Source organism: Micromonospora sp. LA-10 (assembly GCF_051853095.1).
In the GTDB taxonomy this organism is placed as follows: domain Bacteria; phylum Actinomycetota; class Actinomycetes; order Mycobacteriales; family Micromonosporaceae; genus Micromonospora; species Micromonospora echinospora_A.
In genome coordinates this window covers 587,486-609,506 of sequence record NZ_CP195710.1, presented here as the reverse complement: position 1 = coordinate 609,506, position 22,021 = coordinate 587,486, and the positions used below count along the sequence as shown (strand labels likewise).

The 22,021-nt window shown below is 75.2% G+C and carries 24 protein-coding genes; 17 read left to right on the top strand and 7 right to left on the bottom strand.

Translation table 11 applies throughout. The features are described from left to right. The first annotated feature begins 190 nt into the window (after nucleotides 1-190). From ACSDG8_RS02980 to ACSDG8_RS02955, 6 genes are all read left to right on the top strand, one after another. Nucleotides 191-1,213, top strand: coding sequence for a Gfo/Idh/MocA family protein (locus ACSDG8_RS02980; RefSeq protein ID WP_210891428.1), 1,023 nt, complete (start codon nucleotides 191-193; stop codon nucleotides 1,211-1,213). Beyond that, nucleotides 1,206-2,294: a zinc-binding dehydrogenase gene (locus ACSDG8_RS02975; RefSeq protein ID WP_210891430.1), complete on the top strand. Its 1,089-nt coding sequence runs from the start codon at nucleotides 1,206-1,208 to the stop codon at nucleotides 2,292-2,294. Before ACSDG8_RS02980 ends, ACSDG8_RS02975 begins: the two co-directional genes overlap by 8 nt. 160 nt (nucleotides 2,295-2,454) lie before the next feature. After that, nucleotides 2,455-4,749 (top strand): accessory Sec system translocase SecA2, encoded by a 2,295-nt coding sequence (gene secA2 / locus ACSDG8_RS02970; protein ID WP_210891432.1) that lies wholly within the window; start codon nucleotides 2,455-2,457, stop codon nucleotides 4,747-4,749. Nucleotides 4,750-4,942: 193 nt separating this feature from the next. Then, nucleotides 4,943-5,659 carry a GAF and ANTAR domain-containing protein gene (locus ACSDG8_RS02965; RefSeq protein WP_247677918.1) on the top strand — a complete coding sequence of 239 codons (717 nt, stop codon included), beginning with the start codon at nucleotides 4,943-4,945 and terminating at the stop codon, nucleotides 5,657-5,659. Between the two features lie 75 nt (nucleotides 5,660-5,734). Beyond that, complete coding sequence (locus tag ACSDG8_RS02960) at nucleotides 5,735-6,238, top strand: DUF2231 domain-containing protein (RefSeq protein WP_210891435.1); 504 nt, start codon at nucleotides 5,735-5,737, stop codon at nucleotides 6,236-6,238. Nucleotides 6,239-6,289: 51 nt separating this feature from the next. After that, complete coding sequence (locus tag ACSDG8_RS02955) at nucleotides 6,290-7,042, top strand: class I SAM-dependent methyltransferase (RefSeq protein ID WP_210891437.1); 753 nt, start codon at nucleotides 6,290-6,292, stop codon at nucleotides 7,040-7,042. Here ACSDG8_RS02955 and ACSDG8_RS02950 read toward each other — a convergent pair. Both ACSDG8_RS02950 and ACSDG8_RS02945 read right to left on the bottom strand, forming a co-directional pair. Continuing rightward, entirely contained in the window at nucleotides 7,020-7,976 is a 957-nt protein-coding gene (locus ACSDG8_RS02950; protein ID WP_247678028.1) for a DUF3500 domain-containing protein, read from the bottom strand. The two genes, ACSDG8_RS02955 and ACSDG8_RS02950, sit on opposite strands and share 23 nt — an antisense overlap. Nucleotides 7,977-8,023: 47 nt before the next feature. Beyond that, on the bottom strand, nucleotides 8,024-8,416 hold the full coding sequence (locus ACSDG8_RS02945; protein WP_210891441.1) for an ankyrin repeat domain-containing protein: 393 nt from the start codon (nucleotides 8,414-8,416) through the stop codon (nucleotides 8,024-8,026). Between the two features lie 70 nt (nucleotides 8,417-8,486). Here ACSDG8_RS02945 and ACSDG8_RS02940 point away from each other — a divergent pair, with 70 nt between their 5' ends. The 9 genes from ACSDG8_RS02940 to ACSDG8_RS02900 all read left to right on the top strand — a co-directional run bounded on the left by ACSDG8_RS02940 (nucleotide 8,487) and on the right by ACSDG8_RS02900 (nucleotide 14,414). Further along, entirely contained in the window at nucleotides 8,487-8,864 is a 378-nt protein-coding gene (locus ACSDG8_RS02940; RefSeq protein ID WP_210891444.1) for a signal peptidase I, read from the top strand. A gap of 106 nt (nucleotides 8,865-8,970) precedes the next feature. Beyond that, a complete protein-coding gene (locus ACSDG8_RS02935; RefSeq protein ID WP_210891446.1) occupies nucleotides 8,971-9,423 on the top strand; it encodes a cysteine dioxygenase in 453 nt (150 codons plus the stop codon). 32 nt (nucleotides 9,424-9,455) lie between these two features. Next, the gene (locus ACSDG8_RS02930; RefSeq protein WP_210891448.1) at nucleotides 9,456-9,950 is read left to right on the top strand and encodes a rhodanese-like domain-containing protein; all 495 of its coding nucleotides are present in this window, start codon (nucleotides 9,456-9,458) and stop codon (nucleotides 9,948-9,950) included. A gap of 52 nt (nucleotides 9,951-10,002) precedes the next feature. Next, the gene (locus tag ACSDG8_RS02925; protein ID WP_210891450.1) at nucleotides 10,003-10,569 is read left to right on the top strand and encodes a winged helix-turn-helix domain-containing protein; all 567 of its coding nucleotides are present in this window, start codon (nucleotides 10,003-10,005) and stop codon (nucleotides 10,567-10,569) included. Between the two features lie 292 nt (nucleotides 10,570-10,861). Further along, nucleotides 10,862-11,467, top strand: a complete 606-nt coding sequence (locus ACSDG8_RS02920; RefSeq protein WP_210891452.1) for a winged helix-turn-helix domain-containing protein — start codon at nucleotides 10,862-10,864, stop codon at nucleotides 11,465-11,467. A 95-nt stretch (nucleotides 11,468-11,562) separates the two neighbouring features. Further along, nucleotides 11,563-12,192: a uridine kinase gene (locus ACSDG8_RS02915; RefSeq protein ID WP_210891454.1), complete on the top strand. Its 630-nt coding sequence runs from the start codon at nucleotides 11,563-11,565 to the stop codon at nucleotides 12,190-12,192. A gap of 182 nt (nucleotides 12,193-12,374) precedes the next feature. Continuing rightward, nucleotides 12,375-12,773, top strand: a complete 399-nt coding sequence (locus ACSDG8_RS02910) for a TraR/DksA family transcriptional regulator (protein WP_210891456.1) — start codon at nucleotides 12,375-12,377, stop codon at nucleotides 12,771-12,773. Nucleotides 12,774-12,821: 48 nt separating this feature from the next. Further along, nucleotides 12,822-13,691, top strand: coding sequence for a DUF72 domain-containing protein (locus ACSDG8_RS02905; protein WP_210891458.1), 870 nt, complete (start codon nucleotides 12,822-12,824; stop codon nucleotides 13,689-13,691). Between the two features lie 294 nt (nucleotides 13,692-13,985). Further along, on the top strand, nucleotides 13,986-14,414 hold the full coding sequence (locus ACSDG8_RS02900; RefSeq protein ID WP_210891460.1) for a DUF2267 domain-containing protein: 429 nt from the start codon (nucleotides 13,986-13,988) through the stop codon (nucleotides 14,412-14,414). Here ACSDG8_RS02900 and ACSDG8_RS02895 read toward each other — a convergent pair. After that, nucleotides 14,404-15,207, bottom strand: coding sequence for a DUF72 domain-containing protein (locus tag ACSDG8_RS02895; RefSeq protein WP_210891462.1), 804 nt, complete (start codon nucleotides 15,205-15,207; stop codon nucleotides 14,404-14,406). The two genes, ACSDG8_RS02900 and ACSDG8_RS02895, sit on opposite strands and share 11 nt — an antisense overlap. A 9-nt stretch (nucleotides 15,208-15,216) precedes the next feature. Further along, nucleotides 15,217-15,960, bottom strand: a complete 744-nt coding sequence (locus ACSDG8_RS02890; RefSeq protein ID WP_210891464.1) for a PIG-L deacetylase family protein — start codon at nucleotides 15,958-15,960, stop codon at nucleotides 15,217-15,219. Nucleotides 15,961-16,148: 188 nt separating this feature from the next. On the opposite strand from ACSDG8_RS02890, the gene ACSDG8_RS02885 reads away from it, so the two are divergent. Further along, nucleotides 16,149-16,451: a hypothetical protein gene (locus ACSDG8_RS02885; RefSeq protein WP_073829703.1), complete on the top strand. Its 303-nt coding sequence runs from the start codon at nucleotides 16,149-16,151 to the stop codon at nucleotides 16,449-16,451. Between the two features lie 3 nt (nucleotides 16,452-16,454). Then, a complete protein-coding gene (locus ACSDG8_RS02880; protein WP_439427626.1) occupies nucleotides 16,455-17,729 on the top strand; it encodes a cupin domain-containing protein in 1,275 nt (424 codons plus the stop codon). Nucleotides 17,730-17,808: 79 nt separating this feature from the next. Here the strand turns inward: ACSDG8_RS02880 and ACSDG8_RS02875 are convergent, their stop codons facing one another. From ACSDG8_RS02875 to ACSDG8_RS02865, 3 genes are read right to left on the bottom strand one after another with little or no spacing between them, the layout of a single operon-like run. Further along, complete coding sequence (locus ACSDG8_RS02875; RefSeq protein WP_439427625.1) at nucleotides 17,809-18,480, bottom strand: hypothetical protein; 672 nt, start codon at nucleotides 18,478-18,480, stop codon at nucleotides 17,809-17,811. Then, complete coding sequence (locus ACSDG8_RS02870) at nucleotides 18,477-21,149, bottom strand: FtsK/SpoIIIE domain-containing protein (protein WP_439427624.1); 2,673 nt, start codon at nucleotides 21,147-21,149, stop codon at nucleotides 18,477-18,479. The genes ACSDG8_RS02875 and ACSDG8_RS02870 overlap by 4 nt, the downstream gene beginning before the upstream one ends. Beyond that, nucleotides 21,142-22,020, bottom strand: coding sequence for a hypothetical protein (locus ACSDG8_RS02865; protein ID WP_210942638.1), 879 nt, complete (start codon nucleotides 22,018-22,020; stop codon nucleotides 21,142-21,144). Before ACSDG8_RS02865 ends, ACSDG8_RS02870 begins: the two co-directional genes overlap by 8 nt. Nucleotide 22,021 lies beyond the last annotated feature (1 nt).

The following is a 22,021-nucleotide window of genomic DNA, read 5'->3' as shown; positions in this document are numbered from 1 at the left end:
AGCGGATCTGGTTTTCCCAATCCCGCATCCGCGCTAACCGGATCTTGCCCATCATCCTGATCACCTGCCGCGTACCGGGAGGTTCCGGGCGCATGAACGTTGCGTTGCGCACCCCGGCGGAGTTTGGCGCGACGCCGCCGGGGGGAGTGGTGTCCGCAGTTTGTCCAGTCGTGGCGAGAGGGTTGGTCGGATGCGTGCCTGCCGGGTGGGACTTGTCGGAGCCGGCGGGGTGGCGCAACGCCACGCCCGGGTGCTCACGGGCTTCGAGGACGTGGAACTGCTCGGCGTGACCGACGTCGCGCCGGACGCGGCGGGCGCGCTCGCCGGCACGTACGGCGGCCGGGTGTTCCGCGACGTGGACGAGCTGCTCGCGGCCGGCCCGGACGCGGTGTACGTCTGCGTGCCGCCGTTCGCGCACGGCCCGGTCGAGGAGGCGGTGGTCGCCGCCGGGGTGCCGATGTTCGTGGAGAAGCCGGTGGCGCTGGACCTGGACACCGCCGAGCGGATCGCGGCGCTGGTGCAGCGGCGCGGGCTGCTCACCGGCGTCGGGCACCACTGGCGCTACCTGCACGTGGTCGAGGAGGCCCGGCGGCTGCTCGCCGACCGTCGCGTGCGGATGGTCAACGGCGCCTGGCTGGACAAGGTGCCGCCGGTGGCCTGGTGGGCGCGGCGGGACCGCTCCGGCGGCCCGGTGGTCGAGCAGGCCGCGCACGTGCTCGACCTGGTCCGGCTGCTGGCCGGCGAGGCGGTCGAGGTGACCGCGTACGGCGACGGCAGCCCGCCGCCGGTCGACGGCGCCGACATCGACTCGGTGACCGCGGCGACGCTGCGCTTCGGCTCCGGCGCGGTCGGCACGCTCGCCGCGTCCTGCGTGCTGGGCTGGAAGCACCGGGCCGGCGTGGAGATCCTCGCCGACGGGCTGGCGTTGTGGCTGGCCGAGGACGGCCTGACGATCCGGGACGGCGACGGCGAGCGGCACCTGCCCGCCGACCCGGACGCGGCGCGGGTCGCCGTCGACCGGGCGTTCGTCGACGCCGTGTGCGGCCTCGGCGACGACGTCCGGGTGCCGTACGCCGAGGCGCTGCGCACGCACCGGCTCGCGCTCGCGGTGGCCGAGTCGGCGCGGACCGGCCGGGCGGTGGCGCTGCCCACCGGGCCGGCGTCGCGGCTCACCGCGCCGGTCGCGGACGCGGGGGTGAGCGTCGATGCGTGACCGCGTGGTGGTGGTCAGCGGCCCCGGCCGGGTCGAGCTGGCCGAACTGGACGCGCCGGAGCTGCGCGAGGGCACGTTCCGGGTGGAGACGCTCTACAGCGGCGTCTCGGCCGGCACCGAGCTGAGCTTCGTCAAGGGCACCAACCCCTACCTGCACGTCACCTGGGACGCCGGGCTCGGGCTGTTCCGGCCCGGCGAGGCGAGCACGCCGTACCCGGTGACCCGGCTCGGCTACATGCAGGTCGGGCGCGTGGTGGAGAGCCGCACCCCGGCGGTCGCGGTGGGCGAGGTCGGCGCCATGACGTACGGCCATCGCAGCGGCTGGGTCGCCGACCCGGTCACCGAACGGTTCGTGCCGCTGCCCGACGACCTCGACCCGCTGCTCGGCGTCTACGTCGCGCACATGGGCCCGATCTGCGCCAACGGGCTGCTGCACGCCGCCGCCGACCTGTGCGGCGCCGACGTGCGCTCGCTCGGCGACGGCGTACGCGGACGCCGGGTGGCGGTGGTGGGCGGCGGCGTGGTCGCGCTGCTCACCGCGCTGTTCGCCCGCCGTCACGGCGCCGCCTCGGTGGTGGTTGTCGACCCGACGCCGGCCCGCCGGCAGGTCGCCGAGGCGCTCGGCCTGGACACGCTCGACCCGGACGCGGACGACCCGGCCGTGGTGCTCAAGACCCGGTGGAACCATGCGGCGGGGGACCGGGGCGCGGACGTGGTCTTCCAGTGCCGCGGGCAGGACTGGGCGTTGCAGCTGGCGCTGCGGCTGCTGCGCCCCCAGGGCACCGTGATCGACCTGGCGTTCTACCAGGCCGGCGCGGACGCGGTGCGGCTCGGCGAGGAGTTCCACCACAACGGGCTGTCGCTGCGCTGCGCGCAGATCGGCCGGGTGCCGCGCGGCCTGACCCCGACCTGGGACCGCGAGCGGCTGTCCGCGGAGACGGTGGAGCTGCTGCGCCAGTACGGCGACGTGATCCGCAAGCACCTGATCTCGGCCGTGGTCCCGCTGGACGAGGCCCCGGCCCTGCTGACCGACCTGGCCGAGCGCCGCCGCTCCGAACTCCAGGTGGTCCTGACCCCCTGACACCCCCCTTCCCAGAGCGTCGATCATGAGGTTGGCGGCGACAAAACGGACGCCGGACGCCGCCAACCTCATGATCGACGGAAGCGGACGCGAAGGGCGGAACCCGGCGCGCGGCGGGCGGGGGTCACAATCGGCTCCGGTTCGCGTACCGTTGCCGCTCATGGGTGTGTCGCAACGGTTGAAGACCAGGTTCCGCCGCTTCCTCCAGCGCCCGGGGACGACTGTCGACCTGGCTCCGCTGGAGAAGCTGCTTCCGGCGATCGAGGCGCGCGAGGCTGACCTGGAGAATCTCTCCGACGCCGAGCTGACCGAGGCCGCCGGCCAGGCGTCGGTGTACGAGGAGATCTGCGCGATCGGTCGCGAGGCGGCCCGGCGCGGGCTCGACCAGCGCCCCTACGACGTGCAGCTGCTCGGCGCGATGGCGCTGCTGTCCGGCAAGGTCGCCGAGATGGCCACCGGTGAGGGCAAGACGCTCACCGCCACCGTCGCCGCGTACGGGCACGTGCGGCTGGGCAACGGCCCGGTGCACGTGCTCACCGTCAACGACTACCTGGCCCGCCGCGACGCCGAGTGGATGACCCCGGTCTACGACCTGCTCGGGCTGACCGTCGGCTGGGTCAACGAGGCGTCCACGCCCGACGAGCGGCGCGCCGCGTACGCCTGCGACGTCACCTACGTCTCGGTCAGCGAGGCCGGCTTCGACTTCCTGCGCGACCAGCTCGTCACCGACCTGGCCGACCGGGTGCAGCCGCCGCTGAAGACCGCGATCGTGGACGAGGCCGACTCGATCCTGATCGACGAGGCCCGGGTGCCGATGGTGCTGGCCGGCGCGGTCGGCGGCGAGCAGGACCCGGTGCACGCCGCCGCCGCGCTCGTGCGCGGGCTGCGCAAGGGCAAGCACTACATCGTCGCCGAGGACGGCCGCAGCGTCGCCTTCACCTCGATCGGCCTGGCCACCGTCGAGGCCAAGCTCGGCGGCATCGACCTGTACGACGAGGAGCACGTCGGGCAGCTCTCCGCGGTGAACGTGGCGCTGCACGCGCACGCCCTGCTGCACCGCGACGTGGACTACATCGTCCGGGACGACTCGGTCGAGCTGATCGACGAGATGCGCGGCCGGGTCGCCCAGCGCCGCCGCTGGCCCGACGGGTTGCAGGCCGCGGTCGAGGCGAAGGAGGGGCTGGACGCCACCGCCGAGGGCGAGGTGCTGGGCACGATCACCGTGCAGGCGTACATCGCGCTCTACCCGACGGTCTGCGGCATGACCGCGACCGCGGTGCTCGTGGGCGACCAGCTCCGCGAGTTCTTCGGCCTCGAGGTGGCGGTGATCCCGCCGAACACCCCGTGCGTGCGCGAGGACGAGACCGACCGCATCTACGCCACCCGCGCCGAGAAGGAGGAGGCGCTGGTCGACGAGATCACGCGCTGCCACGAGGCGGGGCGGCCGGTGCTGGTCGGCACGCTCGACGTCAAGGAGTCCGAGGGGCTGGCCGCCGCGCTGAACGCCGCGGGCGTGTCGTGCGTGGTGCTCAACGCCAAGAACGACGACGAGGAGGCCGGGATCATCGCGGAGGCCGGCGCGTACGGCGCGGTGACGGTCTCCACGCAGATGGCCGGCCGGGGCGTCGACATCCGGCTGGGCGGCAGCGACCAGGCCGACCGTGAGCGGGTGGCGGAGCTGGGCGGCCTGTACGTGATCGGCAGCGGCCGGCACGACAGCCGCCGGGTCGACGACCAGCTCCGCGGCCGGGCCGGGCGGCAGGGCGACCCGGGCGGGTCGGTGTTCTTCGTCAGCCTGGAGGACGACCTGGTCGTCCGGCACGCCGGCGACACCGTCCCGGCCTCGCCCCGGATGAACGCCGACGGCCTGGTCACCGACCCGCAGGTCGACTACGCGGTCGAGCACGCCCAGCGCGTCGCCGAGGGCGTCAACCACGAGATCCACCGCAACACGTGGCGCTACAGCCAGGTGATCGAGCAGCAGCGCAAGGCGCTCGCCGAGCGCCGGGAGCGGCTGCTGACCAGCGACATCGCCGCGCTGATGCTGCTGGAGCGGGTGCCGGAGAAGGCCGGCGAAATGGACGAGGACCTGCTCGCCGACGTGGCCCGCAAGATCGCCCTCTACCACCTGGACCGGCTCTGGGCCGACCACCTGGCCGAGCTGTCCGAGGTGCGCGAGGGCGTGCACCTGCGGGCGCTGGGCCGGCTCGACCCGCTCGACGAGTTCCACCGCAGCGCGGTGCCGGCGTTCAACGCGCTGGTGCCCGAGATCGAGACGCGGACCGTGGCCACGTTCGAGGAGACCGAGTTCGACGAGGGCTGGGAGCCGGACTCCGCCAAGCTGGTGCGGCCGAGCGCCACCTGGACGTACCTCGTGCACGACAACCCGTTCGGCTCGGAGCTGGACCGGCTGATCGCCTCGGTGGGCCGGCGGCTCATCTCCGGGTCGCGCTGACCCGCGCGGGAGGGCCCCTTCCGGCGCGACCGGGAGGGGCCCTTTTTGCGCGGTTTCCCCCGCGGTCTGGGAGGGTAGTAGGCCGAGGCCCGGCCACAGGAGGGACGGACATGGGACAGGCAACGGCGCCGAGCGGGAACATCGGGTGGACGGCGGAGGCCACGGCCCGGTGAACCTCGACACGCGCCAACCCATGATCGACAACCTTGGTGTGCTGGAGACCGCCGCGCTGCTGCGCGAGCTGACCGCCGGACTGATCGGCGCGGCCGGGTTCGACGAGGCGCTGGACCGCCTGGTCCGCATCGCCCGCGACGCCGTGCCGGCCGTCGACTGCTGCGGCTTCACGGCGCTGCGTGCCGGTGAGCCCGCCGGCGTGGCCGCCTCCGACCCGGACCGGGCCGAGCTGGACGACCTGCGGCACGGCCCGGACACGCCGGCGATGACCGCGATCCGCCGCCGGGAGATGATCACCGCGGGCGGGCTGTCCGGCGACACGCGCTGGCCGCTCTGGAGCGAGCGGGCCCGCGCCCTGGGTGTGCACGGGGTGATCTCCGCGCCGGTCGACATCGACGAGCAGGTCATCGGCGCGATCAACCTCTACGCCGACTCGCCCGACGCGCTGACGCCCCGGCACCAGCTCACCGCGATGCTCCTGGCCGAGCACGCCGGGCTGCTGCTCGCCGCCGCCCGCGACCGCGAACGGGCGGCCACCCGCGCCGGCCAGCTCGACGACGCGCTGCTGGCCGAGGGGGTCCTCGGGCAGGCCGTCGGCGTGATCATGACGCAGCGCGGCTGTCCCGCTCCGGAGGCCCTGCGGGTGCTGCGCAGCGCGGCCTCCTCGTTGGACATCCCGCTGCGCGAGGTGGCCGAGCGGCTCGTGCTGACCGTCTCCCGGCCCCGGGACAACTGAGCGACACTCGTTTCACCTCGCGACGCCTCGGGTAGCACTCTGGACTGGTGAGCTGCGCCGACCTGGGGAGGAAGCATGCAGAGCCGGCTGCGGGTGCAGGGGCACCCCATCCAACCGATGCTGGTGACGTTCCCGTTCGGCCTGTTCGTCTGCGCCGCGGTCTTCGACTTGGCCGACGTGGCGGGCGGTCCGGCGTTCCTCGGTGAGGTGGGCTACTGGACGGCGGTGGCCGCGCTCGTCGCGGCCGGGCTCACCACCGTCGCCGGGATGGTCGACCTGTGGGACGTGCGGGCCGGCCGGACCAGCCGCACGGTGCTGATGTTCAACCTCGCCAACGCCGTGATGGCGGCGCTGTTCCTGCTGTCCTGCCTGATCCGGGCGAGCGCGCCGCAGCGGGGCGCGAACGGTGCCCTGCTCGCCGCCGAACTCGTCGCGCTCGTCGTCGGCGCTGTCGGCGTCGCCCTGGGCGCGCGGCTGATGCAGCAGTTCGACCGGGTCACCGAGCCGGCCGGCTTCGAGCCGTTCGCCGACGTGCCCGCCGGGTCCACCGTCGAGATCGCCCGCCCGCGCCCGTACTGACGCGACCGAAATGCGTTGCCGCGGCCACCGCCGGGCGGCAGGCTCGCGGGCATGGTCGGCACATTCGAGGAACTGGTGGCCGAAGCCGAGGCGGCGCCGGTCGAGGGCTGGGGCTTCGACTGGCTGCGTGGCCGTGCCACCGAGGAACGCCCGCCCTGGGGGTACGCGCGCCTGGTCGGCGAGCGGATGGCCGGGGTGGGGGCGGCGCTGGACATCGACACCGGCGGGGGAGAGGTGCTGGCCGAGGTGCCCGCGCCGCCGCCGCTGCTGGTCGCCACCGAGGCGTGGCCGCCGAACGTGCCGGTGGCCCGGCGCCACCTGCGCCCGCTCGGCGCGACAGTGGTACGGGTGGCCGACCGCCCGCCGCTGCCGTTCCGGGACGCCGCCTTCGACCTGGTCGTGAGCCGTCACCCGGTGCACACCTGGTGGGACGAGGTGGCCCGGGTGCTGCGCCCCGGTGGCGCCTACCTGTCCCAGCAGATCGGCCCCGGCACGGTGCGGGAACTCAGCGAGGCGATCCTCGGGCCGCTGCCGCCGCCGGAGCACCGCCACCCGCAGGCGGCGGTCGCCGACGCGCGGGCCGCCGGCCTCACAGTGGTCGACCTGCGCGAGGCCACGCTGCGTACCGTCTTCCACGACATCGGCGCGGTGGTCTGGTTCCTGCGCAAGGTGGTCTGGACGGTGCCCGGCTTCACCGTCGGCCGCTACACCGACGAGCTGCGCCGCCTGGACGAGCGGATCCGCGCCGAGGGGCCGTTCGTCGCGTACGCCCGCCGTTTCCTCATCGAGGCGCGCCGGGACTGAGCGGGCCGGGCCGGTGCGCGGCGGCGTGGTGCGCGGCCAGCACGTCGGCGCCGAAGTCCCCGGCCGGGCGGCGCAGCACTGTGTGCGCGTGGTTGCCGTCGTCGGTGGTGTTGTCGTACTCGATGAGCAGGTCCTCGCCCTGCACCCGGTAGTAGTGCCGCCGGCCCGGCTCGACCGGCCCGGCCCAGGCGAAGTGCAGCTCGCCGCCGTCGAGCCGGTCGGCCTCCCGGGCCGCCAGCTCCGGCGGGAGCCGGTCCAGGTAGAGCGCCACCAGCCGGTCCAGCAGCGCCCGCCCGGTCGGTCCGAGCCGCCCCCGCGGTACGCCGAGCGGGTCGAGCCGGCCGGGCGCGGTGGCCCGGGTGGCGCTGATGATGTCGGCGGGCGCCTCGTCGGCGACGATCGCGGCGGACCGGCCGCCCGGGCCGAGCGCGTCGAGCAGCTCCCGGGCCAGGTCCTCCTCGGGGCCGAGCGGCCGGGTCACCGGGCGGCCGGCGTGCCGGACGGTGGCCGGGTTGGCGCCGAGGAAGACCGGCGCGGGGGAGACCTGGTCGTCGGCGACCGTCATGCTCACCGACAGGTGGTGTCCCTCGAACCGCCAGGCCCAGTCGTCGTCGCGGTCCGGGTCGCCGAAGACGGCCACCCAGTAGTCGCCGCTGTGCCGCCCGCGCCGCCATCCCTCGGCCCGGTCGAGCACCTCTTCCAGGGCCATCACGGTCATGGCCTGCGCGTACGCGGCCGGGCTGAGCGCGGTGGCGAGCAGCCGGTGTGCGGCCTTGCGCGCGGTGACGTCCAGGCGGTCGAGCGCGACGCCGGGCCGGGGCCGCGGCCGGTACTCCAGCCACCGCCGGGCCGGCTCGTCGTCGAAGGCGTGCCGGGCGGCGTCGCGGGCGGGCTCGTCCAGCGCGGCCAGGAACGCCGCAGCGGCCGTGCGCATCCGCTCGGGTACGGGATCCTCCACCGTCTCTGTATACCGCCTGCGGCTCACTCGCGGCCGAGCAGCGCCAGCATGTCCGGCAGTTCGAAGAACCGGGCGGTCTCGACCGCCGACGGGCCGCCGTGGTCCGGGTCGGCGCCGGCGTCCAGCAGCGCGCGTACCGCCTCCTCCTGACGCCGGAACACCGCCGCGGCGAGCGCGGTCTGTCCGCGATCGTTCACCCGGGCCGGGTCGGCGCCGCGGGCGAGCAGCGCGCTCACCGTGTCCGGGTGGGCGTGGTACGCGGCGAGGATCAGCAGCGTGTCGCCCTTGGCGTTGGTGAGGTTGACCGGCAGCCCGGCGTCCACGTTGGCCGCCAGCTCCTCGGTGGCGCCGGCCCGGGCCAGGTCGAACATCCGGTGGGCGAAGGCGATGGTCTCGTCGTCGAGTTCGTCGGGCATCCGCCCAGGCTATGGCGTCGCGGCCGGACGCGCCTGGTAGCTTGCGCAGCCGGGCACGGGAGGCGCGCACATGGACGATCGGGTGTACGTCGGCAACGCGGCGGTGGACGGCGCGACCGACGCGGGCTGGCTGCTGGGCCACTTCAAACCGGCCGGCGACGTGCGGCACAGCACCGACGTGGAGGTCAAGTGGGGCGTGCACCCGGCGGGGGAGAGCCGGTCCCGGTGGGCCACCGGTGAGCGGCGTACCGCCCTGCTGGTGCTGATCAGCGGGGCGTTCCGGATCGAGCTGCCGGACCGCACCGTGGTGCTGCGCGCGCCCGGCGACTACGTGGTGTGGGGCCGGGGCGTGGACCACTCCTGGTACGCGGAACGGGAGTCCACGGTGCTCACCGTCCGCTGGCCGTCGGTGCCCGGGTACCGGGTGGACCCGCCGGTCCTCCGCTGAGCCACGCCCGGCGTCCCAGCATCTGGTATTACCTACTAAACCGATAGGCTTTACCGTCTAAGCTGGGGGGGGCACATCCGCTCCGCACCGTGAGGACGCTCCGCCGATGACCAGCACCGTTGCCGCCGATCTGCTCGCCGTCGCCGCCCGTTGGGCCGACCCCGCACGCTGGCCGGTGCCGCTTCGCTTCGACGCGTCCGAGCGGTGGTACGCCCGCCTGGACGCCGGCGACGAGCACGAGGTGTGGGCGCTGAGCTGGCTGCCCGGACAGGGCACCGGCCTGCACGACCACGGTGGCTGCGCCGGCGCCTTCCTGGTCGTGGCCGGCGTGCTCACCGAGGAGACGGTCAGCGGCGCGCGGCTGCGCCCGCACCGGCTCGCCGCCGGGGCCGGCCGGCGCTTCGGCGCCCGGCACGTGCACCAGGTCACCAACCACGGCGACCGGCCCGCCGTGAGCGTGCACGTGTACCGCCCGGCGCTGACCCGGATGACCCGCTACCACCTCGTCGCCGGCCGGCTCCAGGTTGCCGAGGTGGCCGAGGCCGGCGTGGCCTGGTGACCCGCAACCCCGACGAACGGAAGGACGCCACGATGGCGCACACCCCCACCGCCGCGACCGAGCGCTGTCCGGTCCCGCCGCCCGGCTCGCGGGGCATCGACGAGATCCTCGCCGCCGCCCGGGCCCGCCTGCGCCGCCTCGACCCGGAACAGGCGCACCTGGCGTGCCGGGCCGGCGCGCTGCTGGTGGACATCCGCCCGGCCGCCCAGCGCGCCGCACAGGGCACCGTGCCGGGCGCGCTCGTCGTCGAGCGCAACGTGCTGGAGTGGCGCTTCGACCCGCGCTGCGCCGCCCGGCTGCCGCAGGCGGTCGACTACGACGTGCCGGTGATCGTGCTCTGCCAGGAGGGCTACACCTCGTCGCTGGCCGCCGCCGCGCTCCAGGACATCGGCCTGCGCCGCGCCACCGACGTCGTCGGCGGCTTCGCCGCCTGGCACATCGCCGGCCTGCCCACGCTCGGTCCCACCCCGCCGACCCGACCCTCGTCCGCCGCGCCCCCGGTCACCGCCGGCGGGGCGCTCCGCTGACCGTCCCGCCACGACCGGCGGGGCGGGGCGACCGCCCGCACAGGAGGCTCACATGTCCGTCGTCGCCCTCACCACCCGTCCGGCCCGATCGGGCCGCCCCGACCGGGCAGTGCCGCCCCGGCCGCGTACCGCGCCGACCCTGACCATCACCCTCGACCTGGGCGCCGGCCCGCTGACGCCGGGCCTGGCCCGGCTGGCCGAGCTGCTGGACGAACTCGCCGCCTCCGGCGAGGCGCTGGTGAGCCCGGACGAGCACCGGGCCGCCCGTACCGTGCTCGACCTGCGCCGTGCCGCCGCGCCGCCGCCGCCCGGCAGCGGCGGCGTGCGCATCCTCACCGGCACCCGCCGGGTCCGGCTCGGCGGCACCGAGATCCCGCTCACCCGGATCGAGTACGACCTGCTGCTCTTCCTCGCCGAGCACCCGCGCCGGGTGTTCACCCGGCTGCAACTGCTCGCCAACGTCTGGGGGTACGAGCACGCGGTGGCCCGGACGGTCGACGTCCACGTCCGCCGGCTGCGGGCCAAGTTCGGGCCGGACACGCCGCTGGTCACCACCGTCTATGGCGTCGGCTACCGCCTCGCCGACGACGCCGCGATCGCTGTGGACCGCGACGCCTGAGCGGCCACCGTCCCGCACGCGGCGCACCCGGAGCACGGGTGCGCCGCGTTCACGTTCAGGACGCATCCGCCATTGTGAACCGCCGGGGAGACCCCCCGTACCGTCCCGAAACGGCGCTCTGCTGTAATCAACGGGCCTCGCACGCAGAGCGAGCGCACGGCTCCGATGTGTTCGTCAAATGTCACATTCATGCAACGCAGCCGCCTCTTGACCCTCGCAGAGACGCCGGGAAGCATCGATGAGGCGGCGTCCCGGGCCGTGGGGATATACCCGGACCAGCCCAAGGAGGACCATGTCGGTCAGCCCCGCCTCGTCGCGCGCCGGATGGCATACGTCCCAACCCGCGGTCCCCGGTCGTCCCCCCGGCGGCCAGCGTCGTCCCGCAAACACCGCCGCGCCCATGCTCACCGTCACGCTGAACATCCCACTGGCCTGCGAGGAGTCGCTCACCCCGGCCGCGCGCCGGCTGCTCGACGCCGCCCGCGAGATGCTCGAACGCGGCGACGCGGTGGTCACCGCCGCCGTACCGGCCGAGCGCCGGCCCGACGCCGTACCAGCCGGCCGCACGCCGTCCCGGCCGCTCGCCCCGACCATCCCGGCCCTGCACATCCTGGCCGCGTCCCGGTCGGTGCTGCGCGACGGCGAGCCGCTGCCGCTGACCCGCCTGGAGTTCGACCTGCTGCTGCACCTGGTCGCCCACCCGCGCCGGGTGTTCACCCGGCTGCAACTGCTGAACGCGGTCTGGGGGTACGAGCACGCCGGCGTCCGCACCGTCGACGTGCACGTGCGCCGGCTGCGCGGCAAGGTCGGCGTGGACGTCCCGCTGGTCACCACCGTCTACGGCGTCGGCTACCGGCTCGCCGACGACGCCCGGGTGACCATCGACCGCACCGGCTGACCCGGGACGCCACGCGCCGATCGCCGCCGGACGGAGCCCCGACCGCCCGAACCGATCATGTGGTGACCCGCCCGCCCGCGCGGCACGATGGTCCGATGCGTGTCCGCCCGATCAGCCCCGACCGGCTCGTCACCGAGCTGGCCGGGCGTCTCGTCCGCACCGGGACGCCCGGCCGGCTGCGGGTCGCCGTGGACGGCCCGCCCGCCGCCGGGCCGGACGCGCTCGCCGAAGCCCTCGTCGACCCGCTGCGCGCCGCCGGCCGGCCGGTGCTGCACGTACGCGCCGACGACTTCCTCCGCCCCGCCTCGGTCCGCCTGGAGCACGGCCGCACCAACCCCGACGCGTACTACGAGGGCTGGCTCGACGAGCCCGGGCTGCGCCGCGAGGTGCTCGACCCGGCTGGCCCCGACGGCTCGGGCCGGCTGCTGCCGTCGCTCTGGGACGCCGCCGCCGACCGGGCCAGCCGGGCCCCGTACGTGGATCTGCCGCCCGGCGGGGTGGTCCTGGTCAGCGGCGCGCTGCTGCTCGGCGGCGCGCTGCCGTTCGACGTCACAGTCCACCTCGTGCTGTCCCCGGCGGCGCTGGCACGGCGTACCGAACCGGCGCTGCGCTGGACGCTGCCCGCCTTCGCCCGCTACGCCGACGAGGTGGTCCCCGCGTCCTTCGCCGACGTGGTGGTCCGGGCCGACGACCCGCGCCGCCCGGCGCTCGTCGAGGCGGCCTGACCAGCGCCGCCGAACTCACCGGAAACACTCAGGAAACAGCCGGTTTGGCCCGCCGTGGGCGAGGGTAATCGCCCGGCTCACAGAGCACGGGTGATCTCGTCGCCCGCGCATCCACAGTCGGACCAGGTCCGGGGCGCTGGCCGCCCCGGTCCGGTATGAGGACGTAGGAAAGGCAGGCAGCGATGCTCGTCCACGACACGACAGCCACCGGCCGCTCCCAGGCGGAGGCCGACCAGATCCGGCAGTCCCTGCGGTCGCGGTACGACGAGCTGACCGCCGAGTACGAGCAGACGCTGGCGCAGAGCCACGTGCTGCGGCTGGTCGAGGTCGGCGACACCGCCGGCGACGACCAGGCCGACAGCGGCACCAAGACCGCCGAGCGGGACACCGCGCAGTCGCTGCTGCGCACCATCCTGGAACGGCGGGCGCAGTTCGAGCACGCGCTGACCCGCCTGGCCGAGGGCACCTACGGCTTCTGCGAGGGCTGCACCGCCCCGATCCCGGTGGAGCGGCTGGAGATCTTCCCGTCCGCGACCTCCTGCGTGGCCTGCAAGCAGACCCGGGAGCGGCGGGCGGCCTGAACGCCTACCTGGTTGCCGGTCGGTCCGCCGACGCGATGAACTCCCACCATGGGTGAGATCAAGGTGGGTACCGCCTCGTGGACCGACCGGACACTGCTCGACTCCGGCTGGTATCCGGACAGCGCCGACACGCCGGAGCGCCGGCTGTCCTACTACGCCCGGCAGTTCCCGCTGGTCGAGGTGGACGCCACCTACTACTCGCCGCCGGCCGAGCGCACCGCCCGGCTGTGGGCCGAACGCACCCCGGCCGGGTTCACGTTCAACGTCAAGGCGTTCAGCCTGCTGACCGGCCACCCCACCCGCGTCTCCGCGCTCTACAAGGACCTGCGCCCGGACACGGACAAGCGCAACGTCTACCCGGACGACCTGCCCGCGCAGGCGTACGAGGAGGTGTGGACGCGGTTCCTGTCCGCCCTGGACCCGCTCGTCGAGGCGGGCAAGCTGGGCGCGCTGCTCTTCCAGTTCCCGCCCTGGTTCACCATCAAGCGGGACAACAAGCAGTACCTGCTGGAGGTGGCCCGGCGCTGCGCGCCGCTGCGCCCGGTCTTCGAGTTCCGGCACGCCTCCTGGTTCGACGGCGACAACGCCGAGGAGACGCTGGGCTTCCTGCGCGAGCACGCGCTGCCGTTCGTCTGCGTGGACATGCCGCAGGGACACAAGTCGTCCGTCCCACCGGTGGTGGCGGCCACCGCGGACCTCGCGATGGTGCGCTTCCACGGGCACAGCGACAAGTGGACGAGCAAGGACATCCACGAGAAGTTCGGCTACGACTACTCCAAGCGGGAGCTGCGCGACTGGGCGCCGAAGCTGCGCGAGCTGGCCGGTGAGGCGGAACAGACCCACGTGCTGATGAACAACTGTTATCGGGACTACGCGCAGCGCAACGCCCGTACGCTCGCCGGCCTGCTGGACGCCTGAGCGGCTCACCCGCGCAGGGTGAGGCCGGCTCACCCACCCGCGGCGCAGCATGAGTGTGGACGCGCTCCGCCGGCCGGGCGGAGGCGCCGCGACGAGGAGGTGGGTCATGACGGTACGGGTGGTGGCGGATCGGCGCCGCGGTGGCGTACTGCACGTGGTCGGCAGCTCCGAGGCGCCTCGGCGGGCCGAACGGCCCGGCCGGTTCAGTCCGACCCGGTTGTGGCGGGGGCCCAGCGGACCGCCGCGCCGCGCCGAAGACCGACGCTGGGAGACCGAAGCACGGGGGTGATCCCGATGGCCGAACAGCTGTTGTCCGCGTTCGAGTCCTCGCTGGACAAGACGAACGTGATCCTGAAGGAGATCGAGTCCGCGTACGGCTGGCCGAAGGACCGGCGCAACCAGTCCTACGCCGCGTTGCGTACGGTGCTGCACCTGTTGCGGGACCGGATGCCGGTGCAGGAGAGCGTCGAGTTCGCCCAGCAGTTGCCGGTGCTGGTGCGCGGCGTCTACTTCGACGGCTGGCAGCCGGAGAACGTCCCGATCAAGCTGAACCGGGACGACTTCCTCTACGAGGTGCGCCAGGGTTTCCCGTACGACGTCGAAGGCGGCGCGCAGCGGGTGGTGCAGGTCGTGCTGGACACGTTGCGCCGGCACGTCACCCAGGGGGAGTGGCAGGACGTGAAGGCCACCATGCCGCACGATCTGCGTCAGCTCATTCCCTGACCCGCCCCGGACCGGTCCGTCCCGCCCCCTCGGCGGGGCGGGCCGCCGGCGTTCGGGACACCGGCAGTCCGGCCCGCCGGGCCAGCCCGGCGAACGCGACGGCGTCGACGATCGCCGCGCCGCCCGGGTCGTTGTTGAAATAGACGTACGCCGGCTCGCCGCCGCCGAACGCCTCGGCCAGCCGGCGCGTCCACCCGGCCAGCGCGGCCCGGCCGTAGCGTGGCCACGGCCGCGCCCGGCCCTCGTGCAGCCGCAGGTAGCCGAAGTCGGTGGTGCGCCACAGCGGCGTGATCGGCCGGCTGAGCCGGTCGGCCCAGACCAGCGCCGCCCGGTGCCGTTCCAGCACCCGCCTCGTGTCGTCGGTCCACCACGACGGATGCCGTGGCTCGACCGCCACCCGCACGTCGGCCGGGAAGCGGCGCAGCACGTCGGCCAGCGCGTCCGGGTCGGCGCGCAGCGTCGGCGGCAACTGCACCAGCACCGGCCCGAGCCGGTCGCCCAGCCCGGACGCCCGGTCCAGGAACCGCGCCACCGGCTCGGCCGGGTCCCGCAGCCGCTTGACGTGGGTCAGGTAGCGGCTCATCTTCACCGCCACGCAGAAGTCGCCGGGCGTTCGTTCCCGCCACGCGACGAACGTGTCGCGCTCGGGCAGCCGGTAGAACGCGTTGTTCACCTCGACGGTGGCGAACCGCGAGGCGAAGTGCTCCAGCCAGCGCCGCTGCGGCAGCCCGGCCGGGTAGAACCGCTCCCGCCAGTCCCGGTACTGCCAGCCCGACGTGCCGACCAGGATCATCGCCGTGTCCTACTGAAGGTTGATCTGGAACACCTCGAACGTGGCGCCGAACCGCGCGCCGAGCCGGCTGCCGGCCGGGCGGGCCATGCCCTCCAGGAACTCCTCGGCGTCGAAGCCGCCGTCGCCGAGCCCGCTCAGGTACGCCCCGTGCGCCCGCAGCGACGCCACGCCCCGCTCGAACGTGTCGGTCACGTCCACCCCGTGCCGGGCTGCCGGCGACCCGGCCGCCCACACCTCGCGCACCCGCGACCACGGCTCGACGCCGTCGGTGAGCTGCTCCGGGAAGATCCACCGGTTGCCGGCGTCGCGGACCGCGTCGAGCGTGGCCCGGCCGCAGGCGATGTGGTCGGCCTGGTTAAGCGCGTACGCCCCGTCCCACGTCTCCCGGAAGTTGTTCGTCAGCACCACGTCCGGCCGGTGCCGGCGCACCACAGCGGCGATGGCCCGGCGCAGCGGCACGCCGTACTCCAGCAGCCCGTCGGGCAGGCCGAGGAACTCGACCACGGACACCCCGACCACTGCGGCGGAGGCGCGCTGCTCCTCCTCGCGTACCACCCGGGCGCGCTCCGGCGGCATCCCGTCGATGCCCGCCTCGCCGCTGGTGAGCAGGCAGTACACCACCTCCTTGCCCTGTGCGGTCCAGCGCGCCACCGCGGCGGCGGCGCCGAACTCCAGGTCGTCGGGGTGCGCCACCACTGCGAGCGCCCGCTGCCAGTCCTCGGCCAGTGGGGTGAGCGGCTCCGGCTGCGTCACATGGACCTCCTCGCGTTCGTCCCTGCCGACCATCCTGGCACCGACACGACCCGGACGCTTGCGTCGCGAACCGTCCGTACGGCGGCGTCCGGACGTCTACGGTGTGGTTAGAGAAGATCGGGCGTGGGGTACCACCCGCTGCACACGGACCCCGGCACCACGCGGGGCGGCACACCGAGGGAGCACCCATGGCATTGAACGACGACGACATCCAGAGCAGCGGCGGCAGCGGCCTGGAGGGCCCCGCTGACGGCGGTGCCACCCCGGGTCAGCACGACGGTGGCGCGGACGGCGGCGCCGAGGGCCCCGCTGACGGCGGCGCGACCCCGGGTCAGCACGACGGTGGCGCGGACGGCGGCGCGGAGGGCCCCGCTGACGGCGGCGCGACTCCGGGTCAGCACGACGGTGGCGCGGACGGCGGCGCGGAGGGCCCCGCTGACGGCGGCGCGACCCCGGGTCAGCACGACGGCGGCGCCGACGGCAGCGCCTGACACATGAGCACGCACGTCGACCCGCCGGGTGGCCACGGCCGCCCGGCGGTTCCGCTTTCCGCCACCGAGGCGCTGGCCCGGTGCGTGGCAGTGGAGCCGGCCAAGTTCGCCGCCGACCACTGGGGGCGCAGCCCGCTGCTGTCCCGCGCCGCGGAGCTGCCCAACGCCGACGGTTTCACCGACCTGCTCAGCCCTGCCGACGCCGACGAGCTGCTCAGCCGCCGCGGTCTGCGTACCCCGTTCCTGCGGGTCGCGAAGGACGGCCAGCTGGTGCCGGCGGCGCGCTACACCGGCGGCGGTGGCGCCGGCGCCGAGATCGGCGACCAGGTCCTCGACGAGAAGGTGCTGGCGCTCTACGCCGACGGCGCCACGCTGGTGCTGCAGGGCCTGCACCGCACCTGGCCGGCGCTCGTCGACTTCGCCCGCGACCTGGGCGTGGCGCTGGCCCAGCCGTTGCAGGTCAACGCCTACCTGACCCCGGCCGGCAGTCAGGGCTTCGCCACCCACTACGACACCCACGACGTGTTCGTGCTCCAGGTCGACGGCCGCAAGCACTGGCGCATCCACCCGCCGGTGCTGGCCGACCCGCTGGAGCGCCAGCCGTGGGGCGGCCGGGCCGACGAGGTCTCCGCCACCGCCGACGGACGCCCCGAGCTGGACGTGGTGCTCGAACCGGGCGACGCGCTCTACCTGCCGCGTGGCTGGCTGCACAGCGCCCAGGCGCAGGAGTCCAGCTCGCTGCACCTGACGGTGGGCATCCGGGCGCTGACCCGGTACGCAATGGTCGAGGAACTGCTCGCGCTCGCCGCGGAGGACGCGCGTCTGCGCGCGAGCCTGCCGTTCGGGCTGGACCTGGCCGATCCGGACGCGATCGAGCCGGAGCTGACCGAGACCGTCGAGGCGCTGCGTGACTGGCTGCTGCGCGCCGACCCGGCGGCGGTCGCCGACCGGTTGCGTGCCCGGGTCTGGCCGGCCGCCCGGCCGGCGCCGATCCGGCCGCTGGCCCAGGCCGACGCGCTGGCCCGGCTGAGCCCGGACAGCGAGGTCGCGGTGCGCGGCGGGCTGCGCTGGCAGCTCGTCCCGGCCGCCGACGGACGGGTGACGCTGCAGGTGCCCGACCGCACGCTCACCCTGCCCGGCACCTGCGAGGCGGCGCTGCGCGCCCTGCTCACCGGCGAGGTCACCAGGGTGGGTGACCTGCCCGGCCTCGACGACGACGCCGACCGCCTGGTGCTGGCCCGCCGCCTCCTGAAAGAGGCCGTCCTGACCCCCGCCTGACCGGCGCGATCATGAGGTTGACCGGCGGCGCGACGGCGTGTCGCGCCGCCAACCTCATGATCGCCGGCGGGAGAGGCGGTCAGCGGGTGTAGGTCACCGTCAGCAGCAGGACCGTGGTCACCAGGCCGGAGACGGCCACCAGGATCATCGGGCGCGGGGTCAGCACCGCGTGCCGCCGGTCGGCCAGCAGACGGGCCGGCGCCAGCCCGATCACCGGGCCGAGCAGCGTCACCACGAGCGCCAGCACCGGCAGGCCCACCGCCAGGTCACCGCTGGAACCGGCCGCGAGGGCCCGCGCCGCCACCCCCAGCGCGTACGCCACCAGCGCCCCGCCGATGCCGCACGCGATCAGCAGCGGGTTCACCGAACCGGGCAGCTCGCCCGGCGCGCCGGTGCGCTCCAGCAGGTCCCGGACCGCGCGCAGCAGCGGCACCGGGTCACCGGCGGCGCCGCGAACCGGGCCGGGCGGGTCACCCAGCCGCCGGGCGCCGACACCGAGCCGGGCCCGCAACTGCGTCCACAGGTGAGTGGCCTCGCCGTCGACCCGCTCGACCATCCGGGACGCCTCGGCCACCTCCGCCTCGGCCTGCCGGACCTGCTCGGCCGCCTCGGCCACCGCCCGGTCGGCGGCGGCCACCTGCTGCGCGTACCAGGTGTGCGCCTCGGTCCGCTGGGCGGACACCCGGGCGGTCAGTTCGGCGAGCCGCCGGATCTGCGCGTGGTACGTCTCACTGGTAACCGGTTCGTTCATCGGGAGGGACCATAAGGGATGATCACCTGTCCGGTGCGGTGCACCGCCCGGTCGAAGTAGAGGCCGCGCCACGGCCGGGGATACCAGTCCGGCCCGCCGCTGCCCGGATACAGCGAGGAGCCCAGCTCACCGCCCTGTACGTCCAGCGCCACCCAGGCGCCGATCTGGTCCGTGCGCGCGCCCGCGCCGCCCAGGTCGACGCGCATCCGGGCCACGCCACGCCACCACGCCAGCACGTGCGTACGCCGCTCCGGCCCGTCGTGCAGGATCCGGCGCAACTGCTCCAGGCCGGTGCGCGTACCGGCCTTGCCGGCCAGCGCCGCAGCGGCCGCGTCCACCGCGTACAGCAGCAGGAAGTGCGGGGTACGCGACGCGCCCGGCGCGCCCAGCCCGTCGCCCACCTCGGCCATCAGCTCCGGCACGGTCTCCTCGTCGTACCAGGAGGCGTCCCCGGCCAGGTCCTCGTACAGCGCGCGGGCGGCCGGGTCGGCGTCCGGGTCCAGGCAGGCGATGGAGAAGCGGGCCGCGCCGGGCTGGTACTGCCGGGCCAGCGAGCGGGCGGCGGCGTCGAGCACCGCGCACGCCTCGTCCACCCGGGTGCCCAGCACCGCCAGGTTGCGACCCGGCGCGCGGGGCAGCCGCAGCGCCGCCGAGCGCGCCTGCACGTCGATGATCTCGCCGAGCAACGCCACCGGGTTGCGCGGGACGCCCTGCTCCGGCGCGGTCAGCGCGCGGAAGTCCGGCGCGTCGGTCAGCTTCGGGATCGCGTCACCGTCGAAGAGCCGGGCCGGCGCTGCGTCCTGCGGGCGCATCCGCCACAGCCGGTGCTGAAGCTCGCTCCACGTCTCCCAGTCGCTGGCCGACGGGATGCGGGCCACCTCGTTCCCCTCGGCCAGGCCCGACTCGGCGTTGATGACCGCGTGGTGCCGGGGCAGCGACTGGGCCGCGTCGTTGCGCTCGGCCAGGATGCGCAGCGCCTTCGGCAGCGCGATCCGCAGCGTGAACTGGGCGACCAGCGCGGGCCGCCCCCACAGCGCCTCGATGCCGCGCACGTCCTGCGACGCGAGCACCAGGTGGATGCCCTGCGACCGGCCCCGCCGGGCCAGGTCCTCCAGCAGGTCGGCAGCCTCCCGGGCGACCACGTCCCGGCCGGCGAGGAGCGCCTGGAACTCGTCCACCACCGCCACGATGCGCGGCCAGTGCCCGTCCGGGTCCACCGCGCGCAGCTCGGCGAGCTTCGTGACCTCGTGCTTCTTCGCCGCGTCGGCGCGCCGGCGCAGCTCCTCGGCGAGGAAGCGCAGCAGCGCCAGGCCGAACTCCCGGTCGGTGTTGACGTTGATGCCGACCAGCCGCATGTGCGGCAGCCAGCTCGGATCGCGGCGGCCCTGCGCGAACCGGGCGAAGGACACGCCCTCCTTGAAGTCCAGCAGATAGAACTCCAGCTCGGCGGGGGAGTAGCGGGCCGCGAGCGCGCCGATCCAGGCGAAGATCAGATTCGTCTTGCCGGTGCCGGACGGGCCGCCGATCAGCGCGTGCGGCGGGTAGTCGCCGAGCGTGAGCAGCACCTGCCGCCCGTGCGGGCCCTCGCCGACCGGCGCGCTGAGCCCGTGCGCCGAGTCCTCTCGCCAGTACTCGTCCGGCGGCGGCAGGAGGTCGGTGAAGGGCGTCGGGGGAGGACCGGCGGCGACCCGGGAGGCGACAGTACGGCAGGTCTCGGTGACCAGCGCGGGCGGCGGCGGCGCGTCGAGCACCACCGGCAGCCCGGCAACCCGGGCGTCGTCCAGCTCCACCACGATCCGCGTGACCGTCGGGTCGTCGGGCAGCTCGATGCCGCGCACCACCAGGTGCACGCCGCACGCCGCGCCGGTGCGTACCACCCGGTCGAGCTGGCCGCGCTCGTGCCGGGACAGCTCGTCGCCGCCGAGCAGCACCGCCACCCGCCACGGCTCCGGGCGGCGGCCGGTCGCGGCGGCCAGCTCGCGCAGCGAGGCGTACTCACCGGCGAGCACTGTGGCGTTGATCCGGCGGATCTGCTCCACCAGGTCGTCCAGAAGCCGGCCCAGGCCGCCCGGTCCGACGAACGTGAGCAGCCCGGCCGTGCCGAGCGGGGCGAACCCGGCCAGGCCGCCGCCCAGGTGCTCCGGGTCGTACCCGTACAGCCGCACCGCGCCCGGGTCGGCGCGGCCGACCGAGCGCAGCAGCAGCGCCGGCACCACCGCGGCGAGCCCGTCCCGGTCGCCGCCGGCCAGGTGCGCGTGCCCGGCATCCAGCAGCGGGACCAGCGCCGGCACCGGCTCGGCGCCGGCCAGGCGTACCGTGCCCACGCGCAACGCGCCGGGCGGCTCGACCCGGCCGGCGGGTGTGGCCTGCCAGCGGTCCCAGGGCGCGGACGCCGCGCCGGGCGCCTCCCGCTGTGCCGCGGCGGCGGCCCGGCGGGCCAGCTCCGCCAGGCGGGCGGTGTGCCGGGCGTCGATCTCGGCCAGGCGCCGGTCGCGGGCCGTGCCCACCCGGGCGGGCACGGCCGCGGCGGCCCGGCGGGTACGCGCCAGCCGCTCCCGGCTCGCGACCAGCTCCGCCTCGGCGGCGGCGAGGCGGGTACGGGTGGCGCCCAGCGCCTCGGAGAGCATCCCCCGGACCCGCGTCACCAGTTGCGTGCGGACGTCAGCCACGGGACGTCTCCCGTTCGTCGGTGTCCTTCGGCAGGTCCCGGCCGAGCCGGTCGAGCAGCACCCCGGTGAGCACGCCGGCGGTGACCGCCGGGTCGGCCGCGTGCGGCTGCTCCGCGTCGTCGTCGCGGCGCGGCGGGGGCATCCGGCACACCCGGGTCAGCAGCGTGTCCAGCACCGGCCGCGGCAGCCCGGGCAGCAGGTCACGGACCCGGGAGTCCAGCGCGCCCCGCAGCCGGGGCAGGTCGTCCGCGCGGGGCGGATGGCCGAGCAGCTCACCGGCCAGCTCGCGCAGCAGCGGCGGGGCGATCGCGGCCAGCCCCAGCCCCACGTCGGCGTGCGCGGCGCGCAGCTCGCGGTGCAACCGGTCCCGGTCACCGGAGCGGACCCCGGCGACCACCCGGCGCAGCAGCTCACGGGAATCCCCGACGCGTTCGTCGGGCTCGTCGGGCGTCCCCTCCCGGCCGCCGGTCAGCTCCGCCACCCGCACCGCCCACCAGCGCCGTACCGCGGGTTGCTCGCCCGGTTCGGGGGCCGCGCCGGGTGCGGGCGGGTCGTCGCCGCGCGGCGTGTCGTGCCGGGGCCGCCGCTCGCCCGGCGGCGGCGGTGGCGCGCTGTCGGGGGCCAGGCCGATCGCGGCCAGGTACGCGGTGAGCTGCTCCTGCGCCACGCGCAGCGCGTAGCCGGCGGTCTCGGCGTGCTCGGTGGCCGAGGACAGCTCCGGCACCCCCATCGGGTCGGCCGACTCCTGGCGCACCCAGCGCAGCCGTTCCTGCGCCTGGCCGAGCTTCTCCAGCGCGGCGGCGAGCTGCGCCAGCGGCAGGTCCTCGGCGGCGGCGCGGACCTGCGCGCCGATGTCCTCGACGATGGACACG